The sequence below is a fragment of the Terriglobia bacterium genome, from assembly GCA_020072565.1.
GTDB lineage: Bacteria > Acidobacteriota > UBA6911 > UBA6911 > UBA6911 > JAFNAG01.
On sequence record JAIQGI010000013.1, the window covers coordinates 24549 to 43161 of the forward strand.

An 18613-nucleotide genomic window follows, 5' to 3' on the forward strand; every position below is an offset into this window, starting at 1 on the left:
GCGAAATGCCTGTGCCAAAGAAACATCGAGGCCTCGCTATACTGGCGCTCCCTGGTTGGCCTTCGCCTCAAGCGGCTTCCTGGCCGGAAACACCTTGCGCATCAGGTCGTCGAGCAGGGAGTAGACCACCGGCACAGCCAGCAGGGTCAGCAGCGTCGAAGTGATCAAGCCGCCGATCACGGCTCTTGCCATGGGTGCCCTGATCTCGGAGCCGGCGCCGATCTGGAAGGCGAGCGGCAGCATGCCGAAGATCATCGCCAGCGTCGTCATGACGATGGGGCGCAGGCGCGTGTTGCCCGCTTTCCCCAGCGCTGCGTCCCGCTCTATCCCGCCCCGGCGCAGTTTGTTGGTGTAGTCGATCAGCAGGATCGCATTCTTGGTGACCAGCCCCATGAGCAGAATCAGCCCGATCATCGACATGATGTTCAGAGTGTCGCCCGTCAGCAGCAACATGCCGACCACGCCGATGAGGGACAGAGGAAGCGAGAGCATAATGGCGAGCGGATGCGTGAAGCTCCCGAACTGCGACGCCAGGATCAGGTAGATGAAAACGACGGCCAGAATGAGGGCGTCGTAAATATAACCGAAACTCTCGCGCATGTCCTCCGCTTCGCCGGTGTACAGGACTTCGAATCCCGACGGGAGATTCAGTGCGGAACCGCGCGCCCGAATGTCGTTGACGACATCCCCCATCGGCCGTCCCGCTGTGTTGGCCGAGACGCGCACCTCGCGGATCAGATCATAACGGCGGATCTGGGATGCGCTCGTGCTCCGCTGGAAGCCGGCCACCTGGCCGACCGGGATCAGCATGTCCTTCCCCGCCAAATCTTTTTTGGAGCTGAGGATGTCGACGTCATTGAGCGTCTCGAGCGCGCGCCGCTGCTGCGCCGCCAGGCGCACTCTGACATCGTAAGCATCCCCCTCGGGATCTTCAAACTGGGTCGCCACTTCCCCGTTGAGCAGCGCCCGGAGCGTCACGGCTACCGAGTCGAGATTGATGCCCAGGTCGGAGGCCAGCTTGCGGTCAATGCGGATTTTAACCTCGGGCTTGTCCCGGTCCAGGCTGCGGTCGACGTCGACCGCACCCGGCACGGCGCGGGCCAGATCGGCTACCTGCATCGAGAGTCGATCCAGTCCCGCCAGGTCTGGGCCGCGCACGCTGATCTGGACCGGTTTGGCGTCCCCCATCTCCGTCACCTCTTCCACGCTGGTGGTCGCGAGACCGTAGGAGGCGAATTGCGAGCGCAACAGGCTGCGCAGTTGGTAGTCGGATAGTTGCCGCACGGCTTTTGGCTTGAGCTTGACGTAAATCACTCCTTCGTTCATGGAACCGGAAGCTCCCGCCCCGATCGTCGTAAACGTGTAGGCGATCCCAGGCTGGCGCGCAATCGTGCCGATGATGTCCCCGGCTATGCTCTCGGTCTGCTCCAGGCTCGCCCCGGGCGCTGACTTGAAGCTCACCTGGAATTCCCCCCGGTCAAAATCCGGCATAAATGTGGTTCCCAGGCGCGGGAAAACCGAAAGCGCGGCGACGAACAACAGGAAGGCAATGCCGAGAACCCAGGCGCGATGGCGCAGCGCAAAGCCGATCGTCTTCTCGTACACGCCGTGCAGCCGCTCGAATTGCCGGTCGAACGCCTCCAGCACACGGCTCAGACCGCGGCGGCGCCCCGCGGTGATGGCCGGATCGTACCAGCGCGACGACAGCATCGGGTCCATCGTAAAGGAGACGAATAGCGAGACAAGCACGGCAAACGCCACCGTGATGCCGAATTCATAGAAGAAGCGCCCGACGATTCCCTTCATAAAGGCTATCGGAACGAACACGGCGATAATCGAAAAGGTGGTGGCCATCACGGCCAGCCCGATCTCCGATGTGCCGATGCGCGCCGCCTCATAGTGACCGCGGCCGTGCTGCATGTGCCGGACAATGTTCTCGCGCACGACGATGGCATCGTCGATCAGCAGGCCGACGGCAAGCGAGAGCCCCATGAGGGTCAGGATGTTCAGGCTGAACCCGAAGATCTTCATCACGATGAAGGCGGAAATGATCGACACCGGCAGCGTCAGCCCCGTGATCACCGTGCTGCGCCAGCTGTTGAGGAAAATGAAGACCACAAAGACCGTGAAGATGGCGCCGAGAATCAGAGTGTTGCGCACATCCTCGACGGAGTCGCGAATGAAGGTCGACAGGTCCTTGACCACGGCGATCTGCGCCCGGCCGGAAAACTCCTGGTTCAACCTGGGAAGCGCCGCCTTCACGGCCTCCGCGACGTTGACGGTGTTGCCGCCTGACTGCTTCCTGATCTCCAGCGCCAGCGCTCTCCGGCCGTCAATCAACGCCAGGGTCCGCTGCTCCTCGTAGCCGTCCGCCACGGACGCCACTTCATTCAGGTAGACCGGCACGCCGTGGATCGATTTGACAATCAGGGCCTGAAAGCCGTCCGCGTCGGCAAATTTGCCGTCGACGCGGACGAGCTCTTCCATCCGGCCGTGTTCGATCTTCCCTGCCGGCACTTCGAGGTTTTCTCTCCGCAGCGCGGTTACGACTTCCGGCACGGTGAGGTTGTAGCTCTTCATCCTGGCCGGATCGAGCAGAATCTGGATCTCGCGCCGTTGCCCGCCCACAATGGTAAGTGATCCCACCCCTTCGATGTTCTCGAGGCGCTTGGAGATGACTTTCTCAACCAGCGAAGTGAGCTGCTTCGGGGAGAGCTGCTCCGAGGTGACCGAGAGCGAGAGAATGGGAAGATCCGCAGGATCCAGGCGCTCGATCACGGGCTCTTCCACGCCGGTCGGGAAATCCCGGCGCAGGGCGCTCACCTTGCTGCGCACGTCCTGTGCGGCGGAATAGATGTTCGTGCCGAGCTGGAATTCGGCCACGACGCTCGAAAAGCCTTCCGAGGTAACCGATGAGATATGACGCACCCCCTGGATCGGGTTGATCGCCTCTTCGATGCGCTTCGTGACCTCCGTCTCCACTGTTTCGGGCGAGACCCCGGGATAGAGAGTGCGAACACTGACTACCGGAAGATCCACATTCGGGAACAGGTCCGTGGACAATTCCTTGTAGGAAAAGATGCCGAGCACTACCAGACCCACCATAAGCATGGTGGCAAAAACCGGCTGTTTTATAGAAAGATCCGAAAGCAGCATAGTTCATTGCTCCCCGGCAGAGCGGTCCGGGATGGCGCGCACCGGCACGCCATCCTTCAACGAGGGCCCTATGTCGACAATAACCTGATCGCCCTCCGCCAGCCCCCGCTGAATCCATAGCTGGTCCTGGCGGACCCCGCCCACCTGAACCTCGCGCTGGAGCGCGCGGCCGCCCGAGACCACATACACTCTCCCCGAAGACGACTGCTCCTGCCCGACGACCAGGGCCGATCGCGGGATCACGATGGCCTTGCTCTCGATGCGTACCTCGATTTCGCCGCGGGCAAACATGCCGCTGCGCAGCTCGCCCCCGGGATTCGCGATCTTCACAATGACCTTGACGGAGCGGTTGTCGGACTCGACCATGGGGTTGACCGCCGAGACATTCCCTCCGAACCGGCGCTCGCCCCAGGTCGGCGTTGTGAATGCGGCCCGCTGCCCCAGCCTGACGCCGGACAGCTGGTAGGAGGGCACGAGACACTCCAGTTCCAGACGGGCATTGTCGACCAGGCTGTAGACGGATGCTCCCGGCGCCAGCAACGATCCTCTGTCGAGGTACCTGCGGCGCACCTGGCCGTCGGCCGGCGCGACGATCCGGCAGTCCTTGAGGGCCTTGTCGGCAATGTTCACGGCCGAGCGCGCCTGGTCGATCTGCGCCTGGGCCAGACGCGCCTGGGACTCGGCTTCTTTCACCCCGGTAACCGCCGCCTGGTGGTCTTTCTCGGTGATGCCTCCGGTGCGCAGCAGGTTGTCTGCCCGCTCCTTCTCGCGCCGCGCATGATCCAGTGTGACCTGAATCCGGTCCAGCCCAGCCTGTGCCACCGCCAGCGTCGCCGCGGCTTGATCATAGGCCAGGCGGTAGTTGACGGGATCAATTTCGGCCAGCAACTGGTCCTTGTGCACCGCGTCGCCCTCCTCAAAATAGGTGGCCGTCAGCCTGCCTCCGACCTCGGACTTGATTTCCACGTTCGACTGCGAGCGCAGGCTCCCCGAAATCGGGATCGTAACCGGCCAATCCACTACGGAAACGGGTGCAACCTTGACTGCCAGCTCGGCGGCGGGCGCGGGGCCGGGAATGCCTGTGCTCACCGCAGTCCCGTTGCTGCTGCACCGCCACTGTGCGGCGGCCGTCAAGGTCAGGAACAAGATGATCCCTGCACATTTCTTCATCACTGTTTTACCTCCCCGTCGAGGATGGGCATTCCGGCCGCCAGCCTGAGCCGGCCTTTGGCGATCTGGTACTGATAGGTCGCATTGATCTCGGCATTGCGCGCGATGGTGAGCGCCGTCTGCGAATCCATGACATCCAGGGTGGTCGCCGCGCCATATTGATAGTTCGCCTGCATCATCTCGAGCACCTTCTCGGCCTGAGAGACGTTCAGGCGCGCCGCCGCGATTGCCTCCGCGGACGACTGCAGATCGTCCGTGGCCGCCTTGATCTCCAGCCTGACGTTGTTTTCGAGCTGCGCCAGGTTGTGTTCCGCTGCACGCTGCCTCGAATCGGCCTGCACCACCTGGCCGGCCTTGCGCCCCCCATCGTAAAATGGAAGCCGGAAGTTCAAGGTGACGTTCCACCGGTTGAAGTCCTGGTTGAACAGGTTTTTGGGATTGCGAATGTTGTATCCATAGCGTCCTTCCAGATCCACCTTCAGCTTGTTCTCACTTCGGGCGAGCGCTCCCAGCAGCCTGGCCTCCTGGAGGAGTCGCTTCGCAACCAGAACTTCAGGCCGGACCTCGAGTGCCTGCCCCTGGAGTTCGGTTGCCGGCGGCACAGTCCAGGGAAGATAATCGAGCTTCCCCTCGATCGCGGTTGGGGCATCGAGGTCGGCGACGATCAGATTGTTGAGCGCGGCACGTGCGAGCCGGAGCGTATTCTCCGCGCGGATGCGCTCCGGTTCCGTGTTGGCGAGGTTGACCTGGGACCGCAAAACGTCGGTCTCCGTGGCGACACCGAGCGCAAAACGGCTGCGCGCCTGCTCCAGGTGTTTCTCCCGCTGGCGGTAGGTCTCGCGCACCACTTCCAGGTTGGCCTGCGCCAGCAGCAGATCGTGAAACGCCTGGAAAACCTTGAACGCCACGCGCTGGCGCACGGCTTCGAGCGCGGCCTCTTTCTCCCGCTGCCCCTCAAGAGCCAGCTTGATAGCCGTCCCCACTTTCCCCGCGTTGTAGAGCGGCTGTGTTACGGTCAGTCCGACGTCGAACAGGTTGGCACCCCGCGGCACGAGCGCGGAGCGGAATTCATCGGGGAGTTTGTCGAAGCTGGCGCTGTTGAGGATGCTGGGATCGCGCAGGCGCAATCCAAATCCCTGCATGGTCACCTGAGGGTAGGCATCGGCACGTACCTCGGTTATTTTCCCCTTCAGCTCCTCCAGCTGTTCGCGCGCGATCAGAACTTCCGGATTGCGCTCCAGAGCGAGCCGGACGGCATCGGACAGGGTAAGAGTCGCGGGCACAGACTGCCCGAGTGCGACCGAGGCGCCAGGGACAGCTAACACGGCCGCGATGAGAAAATGCAAAACGGATTTCATATCCTCAGTCCTTTTTACTATACCGATCGGTCTAAGTCGTGCCGCACCGTGCAGCCCCGAAGCAGCACATCGACATACTTCTCGGCCCGCCGGCGCGTGAGCGTGGCGCGGCCGGTGAAAAGATGCTCGAGCGTCGCTATCAGCTGCATCCCTATCAGTGCCGTAGCCAGGTCGCGCGTGTTCCCCTTCAGGATGCCCGAGTCAATACCCTCCTGCAGAACCCGGGCAATGACATCCCGCTCCTTTTCCATTTCCTTGACGATATCAAAGAGCGGATGCTGATCCCCGGGTGAAAAAACCATGCGCAGGAGAAACATGGTCCGCACAGGATCGTCCCGGGTCGATCGGAAGTCGGTCTGAACCATGCGCACCAACCGTTCGCGCAGGGTGCCGCGGGTCTGCGCCGCGCTCAGCAGCAGCTTCTGGTAGTTGCCGAAGGAGTCGATCATCAGTTCTCGGTAGAGATGTTCCTTGCCGCGGAAGTGGTAATACAATACCGGCTTGGTCACCCCGGCCTCCCGGCAGATCTCGCGCGTCGAGGCTCCGGCATATCCCTTCCGGGCAAAGATTTCGATCGCCGCCTTCAGCACCGCCTCGCGCCCTCCGCGCATGACCCGCTCCGTTTTTGGATGAGATCACTTTACCGATTGGTCAAGAAAAGTCAAGGGGGGAAATCCATGCGGGCGAAGGCCGTGGATTTTGAATTGAAAAACTCCAGAACGGAAACTCAGGCGTCGACTTACCGCCACCCATCGTCGACCATCAATCCAAAATCCAAAATCCAAAATCAAAAATCCAAAAATCAAACTCCTATTTGCGGATGACCGTGGGAGGATGCGGCGGGCGCACGGGAGCGGGCGGCTGCTCGACCAGGATCTTCCCCGTCAGGATAAAATCGAGGGTATCGGTAAGCTGCTGCTCGCTGTCGGCGGCCAGAACCAGTCCTCCCGCATCTTTGACCGGCTCGAAAAGCTCGGCCCCGATGTCGAATGCGATGAAGTAAATCGCCGCGCGGGCCGTGTCGGGTTCCTGCGTGATGACTCTGGTCACATCTCCCGGCAGGTAGCCCATGTTGCTTTCACCGTCGGTTATGACCAGGATGTGGCGATGCGAGAGACCCGTGGCTTCAAGGTCACGTGCCGCGGCGATCATAGCGTCTCCAATGGGCGTGCTGCCCTCCGGCACGATACTTTTGATGCCGCTCTGGGCGGCTGCGACATCGGGCGGGCCGAGCTTTACGATCTGCCGGCAGGAAGCCTGGCCTCTGCGGAAGCTGAACTCGTAGATGCCCACCAGGAGTTTTTTGTCGGCATGCTTTTGCGCAAAAGTGCTGAACTGCTGGAGAAGATTGAGCAGGGCTTTCTGCGCCACCTGGATCTTGGGATGCGGCTTTTTATCTGAGCCCGTCACGGGATCCTGCATACTTCCCGAGGTATCGATAAGGATCGCCGCTGCGATGCCATCCTGAGGCGGCGCCTCGGCCGCAGGCTTCAGCAGCTTCCTGATCGCTTCGGGATTGTTGGGTTTGTTAAAAACCGGCGTCTTGGAGGTCGACGGCGATGAACCACAACCTCCGGTCAATAAGACAAGAGCAAAAATCGCCGCTGATGCGACACCGCTGAAATACCTCATGCCCGCTCCTCCATGGTGCAAATTTCGCTTGGGCGCCGGCAGTCCGACGGTGCCCTCGATATTCTCCCTGGAGTGCGGCGGCTTGCCGCCGCCTTCATTCTATCCTCATTTACGACCCGCACAGCCTGATAGCCAAGGCGCAGGCGAGCTTGCGCACCCCCAGCATGCCTCACTTCTGTTCGGGCGGGAAAACGCTGATTTCAACCCTGCGGTTGAGAGCCTGATTGTTGGGATCGTTGGGATCGGCGGGGACGTCCCAGCCTTTCCCCACCACGGTGAACTTGTTCGGATCAAACTTGAATTTGTCGATCAGCGCCCGCTTGATCGCTTCGGCCCGGTCCTGGCTGAGCTGGCGCACCATATCGATAGAAGCGTGACCCCTCAGGCTTGAATCGCAGTGACCCTCAACGACAATGACAGCGCGCGCAAACTGGCCGGCCAGCCGCGCCACACGTTCGAGCGTGGCGTCGACATTCGGATCGTACAATTTCCCGGCGATCGGATTGAGAAGGTCGTCGTGGGCCGGCTCATAGGGATTGGCCGAATTGGGATAGAAGTTGATCCGGATGGTCTGCGTCAGGATCGGCGCCTCGGCCGATGCTTTTCTGAAGCTTGAAGGGGTGAAAGAGGCGATGCTTTCATCTTTCTGGTTGGTGAAAAGTCCCTTCTTCTGGAGCCCCTGAATAAACGAAAAGTCCATGACCTGGTCGAATTGTACCGGGGCATCGATGCGGCCCAGTTCGCGATAGACGTAGCTGGCACCCTTCCAGGTGCGCTCGAAGTTGGTAGGGTTGGACGAGTTGAGGAAGAACTGCTGGTTTTCCGCGAAATTCGTCGAGTGGAAATCGTTGCGCATGCCCATGACGTCTTCCGGCTTCATGGCAAAGGCATCGGCCATCCACTTGCACGCCTGCTCAGGCTTGTCTTTGATGATATCCATCCCTTCAAAGATGCCGGAGACCAGCCCCTCGACGACCTCAGGGTGGTCGCGCACGAAATCGGCCCGGACGGCGTAGACATCGGCGATCAGCTTGTTGGCGTCCTTGGTGCTCGACAGGATGCGCGTCCCGGCGACCTTGTCCGGGATGTTGTAGATGTCCGGCGCCCACGAGACACAGCCATTGACTTTCTTGTCGGCGACGAAGGCGGCTGCGGCTTCGAAGGCCGTGGCCGTGTATTTCAGAGTGACGTCCTTAGGGCTCAATCCCGCCGACAGCAGCAGGGACATCAGGTAGTATTCGCTCGGCGAGTTCTGGGCCAGGGTTATGGCCTTGCCGCGCAGATCCGATACCGACTTGATGGCGCTGCGCACGACGATGCCGTCGCCGCCGTTCGACCAGTCGATCTGCTGCATGACACGCGGAGCCGTGCGGGAATCTTTGATCAGCTCGGGCGCCATCAGGACGATCATGTCGACCGTTCCCCAAAGGGTGTGCACCTTGCCCGCGGCGAAGGCATCACGCGCGGCAACCGGATCGTCCATCAGGTCCATCTGGACACGGAATCCGTACTTCTTGGCGAAAATGCTGTCGGGATTCGGCTTTGTACCCCCGTTGGCAGCGATGACGGGGAGCCAGCCGGCCCAGACGTTATAGGTGAAATGCAGGATCTTCTCGTTCGGATCCCACTGGTATTGGCTGACACCCTTGACCGGAGGCAGCCGGTCCGAAGGTACATACTTATATTCCTTTACCGTGGTTACGCCGGTCGTATCCGGAGCTTCGGTTTCGGGAGCTTGCGAGAACAGGCCGCCGCCCGGCTTGCCGCCGACGCCGCCGCGCATGACAATCCAGGCACCGGCGCCGATCACGCCGAGAATGAGGAGAATGGAGATAATCTTACCCAAAGGGGTCAAACGGGCACCTTGCTCAGCCATACGTCTTCTCCTTTTTTGTCTGCCGCTCAAACCGCAGATGAACGCAGATAAACGCCGATTGAACCTGCGTTTATCTGCGGCTCAGTGTTGAGACAATTACGTACCGGAGGGTCCGGTGCTCTGCGCCGGCCCGATTTCCTTGGCGGCAGCCGGAGCCTCGGCGGACGCTGGCGCCTGGATCCCCTGGCTGGCCAGAAATTCTGCGAGCGCCGCCTGCTCCAGCGCCTTGCGCTCGCCTTCTTTTTCCTGGATTTTTTCCATGTCCACAAGGTCTTTGGCCACGCGCGCCTTGCCTGCCGACACCTCATATCGTTTCGCCAGAATCTCTTCGACGCTCTTCATCGTGTCGCCCAGGTCCCCGACCTTGAAGGCGGTGCTCCCCAGGGCTGCCGCAGCCTCGGCCTGCGCCTCCTTGATCTTTACCTGGGAAAGCTGCTTTTCCAGGCCGCGCACTTTATCTTCGAAATCCTTCTGGACGATTCTTGCCTGGCGCAGATTTCCCTGGTAGGCCTCCTCGGTCTCCGCCAGCTCATGGGTATCCGTCGTCAAGTCGGCCTTCAACTCCTGCAGTTCCCGCGCCAGGCTCCCCGCCAGTTCCATGTTCCCCGCATGGTGATTGGCCAGAATACGGCGTTCGAGATCCTGCGCGCGCACCGTCTTGCCCTTGATCTGGCTTTTCAGCCGTTCTGCCACTCCTGCCATGCGGGCCAGCGCGAGGTTGTACTGTGTCATCCGCTCGCGAAACTCCTGGCGCGCGGCTTCCATCAGCGCCTCCGGATTGCGCGCCTCGATGCCGCTGATGAACAGCCCAAAGAAGCCCCTAAACAGCCTACCGATTCGTGCAAAAATGGCCATCTTGCTCTCCCTTCGCGAGTCAGAGACATCCGTCGAGAAAAATGTACGCCGGCGTTCGGGTGTCAGTTGACAATTCTAATGCATAAACGAGCCAAATGACGAACTACGAATGAGGAATTCCAGATCTCGGAATCACCTTGAGACTTCGAGTCCTGAAGGCGGAGTCCTCAGAGGCCGCCTCAAGCACTCCAAGGCTCGAAGACACAAAGCACGGCCGCGCAAACGGCTCGGCCTGACTTGCACTCGTCATTCGTCACCCGTCATTTCATCCGTCGTGATCACCGGGCGATCGGTCAGGTAGCCGATGGTTGCGGCCAGATCGTGTTCGTAGGCGCGCTTGCGCCGGCGCCACTCGCGCAGTTTTTCCTGATCGAGTTGCAGGCGCTCGGCAAGCCGCGCGCGTTCGCTCTGCAGCGCCTGGATCCTGGCGTCGAGTTCGGCAGTCTGGTGTTCCGCGAGTGCCATGTGATCCTCTACCTTCCTGCGCACGAAAACCTCGAACGCGTCCAACGCCTGGTCTTGCGCCATGGCCTCCTTGACCAGATCCTCCGCCTGGATGTGCTCGGAACTGAGCAGGCTCAGCAGCGCACGCTGAGCCGCCGCCCGGTCCTGGCTCCGATAGGGCTCCGTGTTCAGAAGAGATTTGAGCCGCGCCACATTCCAGCCGTGCGCGGGAGCGGTTACGCCTGCCGCCTCAAAGATCCTTTCGTACGGCACCGTAAGTTCCGCGGGCAACTCTGCGAGGGTACGCACTTCCTCGGATCGGATCTCCGACTTAAGCTCGGCAAGGGTCACGGTCCGGGTCACCACCTTTTCGGGCGCACCGGTCTTGGTCGTTGACGGCGCTTCCAGTATGCCGAGACGGCCCCCCATGGTCTGCAAGAGATCAAGAAAACTCATCTCCTAAATGAACCTCCGCAGCTCATCGATCCGCGTTTCCAGTTCCTCGGGCGTCAGGTGGCGGAAGCGCTCGGGCAGGAAACGCGCATCGGTGCATTCCTTGACCGCAACCAGATCCATGTATTCGAGCTTGCGCGTATGGGCGCTCGGCCGCACCTCTCCCAGGATTTGTCCGAGAATCTCCTTCAGCGGTTTTCCGGGTTCCGGAGCGAGAGCATGCACGCGCAGCGCGCGCACGAATACGCCCTCGATTTCATTGCCGCCCAGCGCCAGGCCCTCGGGCAGCACCGGCAGGTCGGAGTCCGCGACCGGCACTTTCAGTTTGCGCGCTACCGACAGCAACAGGTCGCGCATCTCGGCGGGGGTTTGAGGGGGGAACAACGGGATGTGCACATCGAGCCGGCCCTGGCGTTTCAGGTCCACCTCCAGCAGGTCCGGGCGGGAAGTGGCAAAAACCCAGATGATGCGGCCGCGGTTGCGCGTGTCGGACATCTCCTTGGCCAGCATGGCATAGACGCGCCCCGACAGACCGCCGTCGGAATCGCCCCCTTCCCGTTTCCCCGCGGCCTGATCCGCTTCATCCACGAAAACCACGACTTGTCCGAGCGCGTGCAGAACCGAGAAAATTTTCTCGAGATTGGATTCGGTCGCCCCGACCCAGCGGTCGCGGAAATTCTTGAATACCACGCAGGGAATCCCGAGTTCACCTGCCCAGCACTGGATCAGGAAGGTCTTGCCCGTGCCTATCCTTCCGGTGATCAGATAGCCCATCGGCAGCGCATTCAAAACGCCGCGCCGCAGCAATTGCGTGTCCTCGCGCAGCCACGCCTTGACAGCATCGAGGCCCGCCAGATTGTCCAGGGTGAAAGGCGACTCGAGAAACTCGAGCAATCCCTGGCACTCGCGCTCGATCATGTCCTTTTTGGTCAAGGTCAGCCACTGCGATGTGATCGGCCGGTCGTTCTTGATCGCCAGAGACAGGACCGTGCGCGCCCCTACGCGGCTCAGCCCGGTCAGGCGCCGCCCGAGCGCATCGATCGGCACCTCGCAATGGCCGGGGAGCTCGGGCAGCGTCGTGGCGACCAGAGCATCGACGTAATCCGACATCTCCTCTTCACTCGGCAGCGGGATGCGCAGGGCCGCGGCATGCGGATTGTCCACCACGAGCTCGTTGAGGTCGTGCAGCCCTTCCACCAGCAACACGCTGACGATGTTCGACTGCAGGATGGCGGGATCGTTTGCCCATCCCAGAACTTTGACCACGTTGGCGCTGAAGGCGCCGCCCAGCTGGATGGCGTCGCCGCGCGGCACCACGAATTCCGAGAAATCGATGACCACCGCCACCTTGTGAGCAGCGCCTTCCCGCCCGCGCAGCGCCTGCAGATTAAGCGTGCGCAGCAGGTAGCGGTCGATCAATTCCATGGCGACCCCGGGCTCGCGTGTTTGCGCGATTGCGTTGGCCTGATCACCCAACGCCTGCTTGAGCCACTCCCCCCAATCCTCGGCGCCTCGCGTCGCGCGGATGCCCCTGCCGCGGTCGTACTGCAGCACGATGTCGTAGGTAATGAACATCACTTCATCGAGGAAGGACTTCAGGGACAGGAGGCGCCGCTTGGCCGGAGCGCCGGCAGGAACAAGATCGAAGATGTTCCCGTGCAAAATAAACTGGGCCACCGATCCCGACTTGAACAGGTCGCGCATCTCCTGGGCCCACGCCGGCAAATCACCAGCCATACTCTACCTCAAAAAAAAGTGATGAGTCATGGTTCGTCACTCATCACTGTCTGACCGCCTGACTCGCGCTGATCGGCGGCGGCTCGGAAAGCAGGTCCTCGGTAGCGCCGTAGATCTTCTGCTGCTCCTGGATCCAATGGTTCGTGCCGTCGAGAGTCGCCGTAACCTGGTCGATGCGCGCGGAAAGCACCTGAGGGTCGGTGGAGAGGATCGCCTGCTCCCGGATCAGTTCCACCTGCTCCTGCAGCCGCGTCAATTCCGCATCGAGGAACACAAGCTTGTCGCGTGCCTCGCTGCGCTTCTGCAAGCGCTGCTTCAGGATCTCGATCTGCCCTGTGAGACTGCGGCGCAGCTCTTCGCCCACGGGACCCTGGGCCAGCTGGGCCTCGAGCTTGCGGATGCGTTCCTCCAGCTGAGTCCCCTCTTCGATCGACCCGGCTGATTCACGGACGATTCGGTCGATCGCCTGCCGGGTCAGGAGCAGGCGCAGGTACAGCCACAGCAGGCGGCTCAGGCCCTCGCCCTGGGCTTCGAGGCCGGAGGGCACCACAGCGGCCCGCTGCTGCTGATCGAGGATTGAGCCGCAGCGCGTCTCGAGATTGCGGTAGCGGCGCTGGTTTTCCGCGCTGAGCTGCTGCACGAGATCGTTGACCCGGGTTTGCCACTGGCGCCGTGCTTCCCACTGCCGTGACGCCACGACCGTCCGCTGGAACCGTTCATTGGTCGCCAGCAGGCCCAGGTAGGCGAGCTCGATCCCAAAACCCATGATCCAGAAGCCCGGGTTGAGCAGCCCCAGGAAACCAAAGGCCGCCACCCCCACCCAGTTGGGCGGCACGAACATGCCGATCGGGCGGGCGTTGAATGCTGCGCGTACATGATCCCAAAAACCAGGTTTCATGACCGAGCCTGCTGATCAGGTGCTACCGACTTGGAGGTTGCTTGACCCAGATGGCCCTCGGAAACGCGGCGGAAGGCCTCGGTCACAACAAAGACTGCCTCTTTGAATTCGGCGCGCTCCTGCGCTGCCAGCGGAGGTATCCCGACCGACGGAGGAATCGCGTCCCGGATATCATATGCGATTTGGCCCGGCGCCTGGGTAAAAATCCACACCCTTTCACCGAGGTAGACAGCCTCACTCACGCTGTGCGTCACACAGAAAATGGTCGGGTGAGTGCGATTCCAAAGCTCAACCAGGAGCTCCTGCATCTCCAGGCGCGTCGGTTCGTCGAGAGCCGAGAAAGGTTCGTCCAAAAGCAGGATCTGCGGCTCCATTGCGAGCGAGCGGGCAATGGCCACCCTCTGCTGCTGCCCGCCGGAGAGTTGGTGCGGATACTTGTCCCGGTGCGCGATCAGCCCGACCTGCTTGATCAGATCCTCGGCACGCGCTTTCCGGGCTTTCGCATCCAAGCCGAGCTTGCGCCCATTGATCTGGAGACCGAACATCACATTCTGGAACACCGTAAGATGAGGGAAAGAACTGTACTGCTGGAAGATCATGCCCCGGTCGCGGCCCGGGCCGGCGATGGAACACCCCCTGACGAGAATCTCTCCGCTCGTGGGACGGATAAAGCCGGCAAGCAGGTTGAGCAGCGTGCTCTTGCCGCACCCGGAAGGTCCGATGATCGCGATGAATTCGCCGTGATTGGGCACGTCAGGGATGGAGAAAGACACGTCATTGAGCGCGGTAAAGGAGCCGAAGCACACGGTCGCATGCTGCGCTTCCACAACGGGGGAGAGTCCTGGAGGATGGGAGACCGGGGGCATGGTCAAGTGCGACTCCGTCGATATGGGAAGAGGACATCGGCAAGGTACTTCCAGACCACATCGGCAATCCAGGCGATCAGCGTAATGATGACGATCACGAGATAGACACGACCTGACAGGGCGCGCCGCCGGGCGGTGTCGATCAGGTCGCCCAGACCGCCGGTCTTGACCACGACTTCGGCCAGTACGAGGTAAGTCCAGCCGACACCGAATGCCAAGCGCATCCCGTGCCAGATGTCGGGAAGCGCCACGGGTACAAGCACGCGCCGGATCACCTGCCACCGGCTCGCCCCCAATGTGTACGCCGTCCGCAAGTAGACATCGGGCACGGAATCAATCGCCTTGATGACCGTCGGTGCGAGAAAGATGCCGAACGCCATCGCCAGGAAAACGACCTTTTGAATCTCATCCAGCCCGAACCAGGACATGGTCAGGGGCACGAGAGTCGCGATCGGAATGTAGCCGCTGGCGGTCATGACGGGATCGAAGAGCGCGCGTACGCTGCCGAATGCCCCCATCAGGATGCCGAGCGGCAATACCATTGCCAGGGCGAGCAGAAAACCCAGGCCGATCCGGCGCATGCTGATCCAGATATGGGTAAACAGCGTGCGGCCTTCGGTGTCGCTCGTCGTCACCAGCTGATTCAGGCTCGAGATGACTTCCGAAGGACTCGGCAGAATGGTCGGTCCGAAAATGCGCTCTTCCGGCGCGCCCCGGGTCACAAACGTCCAGACCAGCAGCAGCACCACGATCGGCAGCAATCCCAGAATCAGTGAGGCTCCCCGCGGCACAAGCCCGCGGATCTCCATGAACCAGTTCAGCATCATGGACGTGACATTACGAAAACATGGGCCGGGAGTCAATAACGGAAGAAGATGTGCGTGAGCTGCCGTTCCCCGGTGCCGTCGATGCTCGCGATGGAGATCTCCGAAGGTGCCTCGAAGCGCCCGACAGTGAACGCCATCTTTGTCATGGCGCGGTCAAAAGAGATCCCGCCGACTCGCCGCTCACCTTGGGTGATCTGTTCGACTGCCCCGCCGCCCGCCGCGACGCGGAAGAGATGAGTGGTGCCGCCGATGCCGCCCGTGAAGTAGACGAATTTGCCGTCGGGGCTCCCGAGTGGTGCAATTGTAATCGTCCGTCGTGGATACACAAGAGGCAGATTGCCCGTCAACTGAAAAACCGTCACCGGGCGGCATAGGGCCGGGGGCGATGAGCATTCTGACTTCCTTTACGATATTGCTGTTTCCCAGGCGGCCCTTGCGCTAACCTGAATCATCCATGAGTTTGTGGGAGGGACGAATGCGAAGAACTATGGCATCGTGGATGGGCGGGATCGGCCTGGGCACGCTATTGGCGGCAGGTATCGAGCTTGCGCCTGCAGGCGACCTTTTTGATGTTGACGTGCGACAGCTGGCAGGGATCTGGGAAACGGAGCACGTCTCGCCGGCCAATCCCTACGCACTCAGGCACGCCGAGTTGAAACAGCGCCTGGAGACGCTCTCGTCCTCCTTCCCCGACCTAGTTCACACCGCACCTGCGGGGAAGTCCGTCGAGGGGCGCGAAATATTCCTCGTTACCGTGGGGAGCGGCACCGAGCGAATCCTGATCTGGTCCCAGATGCACGGCGATGAACCGACGGCCACCTGCGCTCTAATCGACATTCTCCAATACTTCGGCGCCCACCGCAAGGAACCCTGGATTTCGGTGATTCTCGAAAAGTACACGCTGCTCATCATTCCCATGCTGAATCCCGACGGCGCCGCGCGCATGCAACGCCGCAATGCCCAGGGGATCGATATCAATCGCGATGCCCGCGCGTTGCAGACGCCGGAGGGACGATTGCTCAAGGAGATCCGGGCTCGCTACCAGCCATTCCTCGGCTTCAATCTTCACAACCAGAACGCCGCTACGACGGTGGGGGACACCGGCCGGGTCGCAACCATTGCGCTCCTGGCAGTCGCAGCAGACGCCCCGGGCGCATCGGGATCGGTTCCGCTGGCCAAAGAGGTGACGGCGGTGGTGTACGAGGCTCTATCCCCCTTCATCTATGGCCACATCTCGCGCTATGACGAGGGATTCAATCCCCGGGCTTTCGGAGACAATCTGACGCTATGGGGAACCCCCGTAGTCCTGATCGAGAGCGGCGGCAATCCTGCCGATGAACCTTTGAACTTCGGGGTGAAGCTGAACTTCGTCGCCTTGTCGGCGGTCTTGAACTCGCTCGCATCCGGTCGAATCGGCAACGCAAATCCTGCCGTGTTCGACGCACTGAAATTGAACAGCGACAATCCCATCTACGACACCATGCTTCACAATGCCCGGATTTTTACCGGAACCGGCGTTCCCGTATTTCGAGGGGATGTGGCGATCCGGGCCGACACGCGGGCGGGCGGGCGCGGGCAGGCAGTCGTCGCAGAGTTGGGCGATCTTGGCGTGTACACGGCTCATCAGACGATCGACTGCACCAACTATCTGGTGACACCGGGGCTGATTGCCTGGAATCCGGACAGTTCCCTTTTCGCCGGCGACCAGACGCATTCCGGATATTTGGAGCGAGGGATACTCACGGTACTGGAGACCGCGCGCTGGCCTGACCTGGCCGGCCGGCACCCGGCGCCGCGAGAGTGGAGTGCCCGGGCGCGTCAGGTGAACTGGGGCTACCTGGTATCCGGCAACCCGCTGAAGAGCGCGGCACCAGACCAGGTCTTGCTGGCAGAGTGGCTGAGCGCAGGAGGCCGCGCATTCGTACCCGAGTCTGGCGCCGACGCCTCCGGGACGGAGGGAATCGCAGCCGTTCCCCGCTGGTTCGGGCTCCCCGCGCTTGCGCATCAGGAAGCTCTGCGATACAGAGTGCCGGCAGGCCTGGAGGGGGATGTAGCGGAAGTTCTGCCGCGATACACGTCAGAGGCCGCAAGTAAGTTCGGGCTCGGCCGACGCGGTGTGATCGCACAGGGAAATCCCGCCGATCTCGTAATCTGGGGCTGTCCGGCCGACAGGTCTTCCTTCGATCTGCGCGACTGCAAGCCGCGCTACGTGCTGATGGACGGACACGTCATTGACCTCGCCCGACCGGATCGCCCCAGCTACGGGCGCTTCCTTGGGAAATGAGCGAAATTCAGTGTATAGTGCTTCCTCAAAAAGACTCGCTCCCTCAAAAAGGAGGATGTATGCTCCTCTCCAGTTTCCGCCCGCTGATATTGCCGATGGCGATGTGGTTGGCTTCCTCAGTCTGCCCGCCTGAGCAGGAGCAACCGAACCTCACCGAAGAACAGATGAAAGAGTTCTTGCTGACTGCCGATGTAATAGCCAGCAAACACACGAAAAAGGGCGTTACCTCCCCTTACCAGCTCACATTGACTGATGGGAAGATCACCCACGATGCCGGCTTCCAACCCATCGATGAAACCAAACCCAGGTGGGAATCCTCCGACGGCCGCGTCGAACTTAATTTCCGTGACTGCTACAAGTTCGACATCGCGGCCTACGAACTGGCCAAGCTGCTCGGCCTCGGCAATATGATGCCGGTCACGGTCCAGCGCAAATGGAACGGCCAGACAGGTGCGATATCCTGGTGGCTCCCGGCAAAGATGGATGAGCACACGCGTTACACCAAGCACATCGAGCCGCCCGACGTGGATGCCTACAACAAGCAGATGTTCAAGAAAAGGATTTTCGCAGAACTCGTCTACGATGTGGACCAAAACCTCACGAACGTCATGATCTCCGAAGATTGGCATCTGTGGATGATTGACTTCACCCGTGCATTCCGTCTCTACAAGGATCTCTTCAACCGAAGGAACATAACCGACTCCAAGTGTGAACGGCATTTACTTGAGAGATTGCGCAAGTTGGACCGCAACGAACTTACGCAGAAAACCGACGGGCTCCTTGAAAAGAGTCAGATTGATGGGGTGATGGCACGCCGGGACAAGATCGTGGCGATTTATGACGCACTCATCGCCAAAAGGGGGGAGAAGGAGGTGCTGTACGATGATCCCATCGCCAAGTAAGTGAGAGAAAGAAGTGCTCTTGCGGGCAGTGCATGTGGCGGCACGAAGATTTCCCTTCAAGGGACGTGGAATTGCATCGACGGACGCCGCTACAACGGCCGATGTCTGCCGGCGTTCTTCTTTATCCCTCTATATTGAAACCGACGTCGGATTAA

Annotated in this window: 15 protein-coding genes; 2 read left to right on the forward strand and 13 right to left on the reverse strand. The window is 61.1% G+C overall.

The genetic code is table 11. The features are described 5' to 3' along the window. Nucleotides 1-36: 36 nt before the first annotated feature. The 13 genes from LAP85_09720 to LAP85_09780 form a co-directional block, all read right to left on the reverse strand. Nucleotides 37-3156 (reverse strand): efflux RND transporter permease subunit, encoded by a 3120-nt coding sequence (locus LAP85_09720; GenBank protein ID MBZ5496669.1) that lies wholly within the window; start codon nucleotides 3154-3156, stop codon nucleotides 37-39. Between the two features lie 3 nt (nucleotides 3157-3159). Next, on the reverse strand, nucleotides 3160-4326 hold the full coding sequence (locus tag LAP85_09725) for an efflux RND transporter periplasmic adaptor subunit (protein ID MBZ5496670.1): 1167 nt from the start codon (nucleotides 4324-4326) through the stop codon (nucleotides 3160-3162). Beyond that, the gene (locus LAP85_09730; protein MBZ5496671.1) at nucleotides 4326-5684 is read right to left on the reverse strand and encodes a TolC family protein; all 1359 of its coding nucleotides are present in this window, start codon (nucleotides 5682-5684) and stop codon (nucleotides 4326-4328) included. Before LAP85_09730 ends, LAP85_09725 begins: the two co-directional genes overlap by 1 nt. Nucleotides 5685-5701: 17 nt before the next feature. After that, complete coding sequence (locus LAP85_09735) at nucleotides 5702-6295, reverse strand: TetR/AcrR family transcriptional regulator (protein ID MBZ5496672.1); 594 nt, start codon at nucleotides 6293-6295, stop codon at nucleotides 5702-5704. Nucleotides 6296-6494: 199 nt separating this feature from the next. Next, nucleotides 6495-7316: a VWA domain-containing protein gene (locus LAP85_09740; GenBank protein MBZ5496673.1), complete on the reverse strand. Its 822-nt coding sequence runs from the start codon at nucleotides 7314-7316 to the stop codon at nucleotides 6495-6497. A gap of 169 nt (nucleotides 7317-7485) precedes the next feature. Beyond that, nucleotides 7486-9192 (reverse strand): OmpA family protein, encoded by a 1707-nt coding sequence (locus LAP85_09745; protein ID MBZ5496674.1) that lies wholly within the window; start codon nucleotides 9190-9192, stop codon nucleotides 7486-7488. A 96-nt stretch (nucleotides 9193-9288) separates the two neighbouring features. Next, entirely contained in the window at nucleotides 9289-10047 is a 759-nt protein-coding gene (locus LAP85_09750) for a PspA/IM30 family protein (GenBank protein ID MBZ5496675.1), read from the reverse strand. Nucleotides 10048-10293: 246 nt separating this feature from the next. Beyond that, nucleotides 10294-10947 carry a DUF4164 domain-containing protein gene (locus tag LAP85_09755; protein MBZ5496676.1) on the reverse strand — a complete coding sequence of 218 codons (654 nt, stop codon included), beginning with the start codon at nucleotides 10945-10947 and terminating at the stop codon, nucleotides 10294-10296. A gap of 3 nt (nucleotides 10948-10950) precedes the next feature. Further along, nucleotides 10951-12681 carry an AAA family ATPase gene (locus LAP85_09760; protein ID MBZ5496677.1) on the reverse strand — a complete coding sequence of 577 codons (1731 nt, stop codon included), beginning with the start codon at nucleotides 12679-12681 and terminating at the stop codon, nucleotides 10951-10953. 43 nt (nucleotides 12682-12724) lie between these two features. Beyond that, on the reverse strand, nucleotides 12725-13579 hold the full coding sequence (locus LAP85_09765; GenBank protein MBZ5496678.1) for a hypothetical protein: 855 nt from the start codon (nucleotides 13577-13579) through the stop codon (nucleotides 12725-12727). Next, nucleotides 13576-14451 carry an ABC transporter ATP-binding protein gene (locus tag LAP85_09770; protein MBZ5496679.1) on the reverse strand — a complete coding sequence of 292 codons (876 nt, stop codon included), beginning with the start codon at nucleotides 14449-14451 and terminating at the stop codon, nucleotides 13576-13578. The genes LAP85_09765 and LAP85_09770 overlap by 4 nt, the downstream gene beginning before the upstream one ends. Next, nucleotides 14448-15272: an ABC transporter permease gene (locus LAP85_09775; protein MBZ5496680.1), complete on the reverse strand. Its 825-nt coding sequence runs from the start codon at nucleotides 15270-15272 to the stop codon at nucleotides 14448-14450. The genes LAP85_09770 and LAP85_09775 overlap by 4 nt, the downstream gene beginning before the upstream one ends. 32 nt (nucleotides 15273-15304) lie before the next feature. Then, nucleotides 15305-15619 (reverse strand): hypothetical protein, encoded by a 315-nt coding sequence (locus tag LAP85_09780; GenBank protein MBZ5496681.1) that lies wholly within the window; start codon nucleotides 15617-15619, stop codon nucleotides 15305-15307. A 128-nt stretch (nucleotides 15620-15747) separates the two neighbouring features. On the opposite strand from LAP85_09780, the gene LAP85_09785 reads away from it, so the two are divergent. Together LAP85_09785 and LAP85_09790 are read left to right on the forward strand one after the other, a co-directional pair. Beyond that, nucleotides 15748-17556 (forward strand): hypothetical protein, encoded by a 1809-nt coding sequence (locus LAP85_09785; protein MBZ5496682.1) that lies wholly within the window; start codon nucleotides 15748-15750, stop codon nucleotides 17554-17556. A 59-nt stretch (nucleotides 17557-17615) separates the two neighbouring features. Continuing rightward, nucleotides 17616-18458 carry a hypothetical protein gene (locus LAP85_09790; protein MBZ5496683.1) on the forward strand — a complete coding sequence of 281 codons (843 nt, stop codon included), beginning with the start codon at nucleotides 17616-17618 and terminating at the stop codon, nucleotides 18456-18458. The last annotated feature ends 155 nt before the right edge of the window (nucleotides 18459-18613 follow it).

Bases quoted from the DNA above. Each gene is read 5' to 3' on its own strand.
- LAP85_09745 (MBZ5496674.1), bottom strand. From the start codon at position 9,192: ATGGCTGAGCAAGGTGCCCGTTTGACCCCTTTGGGTAAGATTATCTCC.
- LAP85_09735 (MBZ5496672.1), bottom strand. From the start codon at position 6,295: ATGCGCGGAGGGCGCGAGGCGGTGCTGAAGGCGGCGATCGAAATCTTT.
- LAP85_09750 (MBZ5496675.1), bottom strand. From the start codon at position 10,047: ATGGCCATTTTTGCACGAATCGGTAGGCTGTTTAGGGGCTTCTTTGGG.
- LAP85_09730 (MBZ5496671.1), bottom strand. From the start codon at position 5,684: ATGAAATCCGTTTTGCATTTTCTCATCGCGGCCGTGTTAGCTGTCCCT.
- LAP85_09765 (MBZ5496678.1), bottom strand. From the start codon at position 13,579: ATGAAACCTGGTTTTTGGGATCATGTACGCGCAGCATTCAACGCCCGC.
- LAP85_09785 (MBZ5496682.1), top strand. From the start codon at position 15,748: ATGCGAAGAACTATGGCATCGTGGATGGGCGGGATCGGCCTGGGCACG.
- LAP85_09775 (MBZ5496680.1), bottom strand. From the start codon at position 15,272: ATGATGCTGAACTGGTTCATGGAGATCCGCGGGCTTGTGCCGCGGGGA.
- LAP85_09760 (MBZ5496677.1), bottom strand. From the start codon at position 12,681: ATGGCTGGTGATTTGCCGGCGTGGGCCCAGGAGATGCGCGACCTGTTC.
- LAP85_09725 (MBZ5496670.1), bottom strand. From the start codon at position 4,326: ATGAAGAAATGTGCAGGGATCATCTTGTTCCTGACCTTGACGGCCGCC.
- LAP85_09790 (MBZ5496683.1), top strand. From the start codon at position 17,616: ATGCTCCTCTCCAGTTTCCGCCCGCTGATATTGCCGATGGCGATGTGG.
- LAP85_09740 (MBZ5496673.1), bottom strand. From the start codon at position 7,316: ATGAGGTATTTCAGCGGTGTCGCATCAGCGGCGATTTTTGCTCTTGTC.
- LAP85_09755 (MBZ5496676.1), bottom strand. From the start codon at position 10,947: ATGAGTTTTCTTGATCTCTTGCAGACCATGGGGGGCCGTCTCGGCATA.
- LAP85_09720 (MBZ5496669.1), bottom strand. From the start codon at position 3,156: ATGCTGCTTTCGGATCTTTCTATAAAACAGCCGGTTTTTGCCACCATG.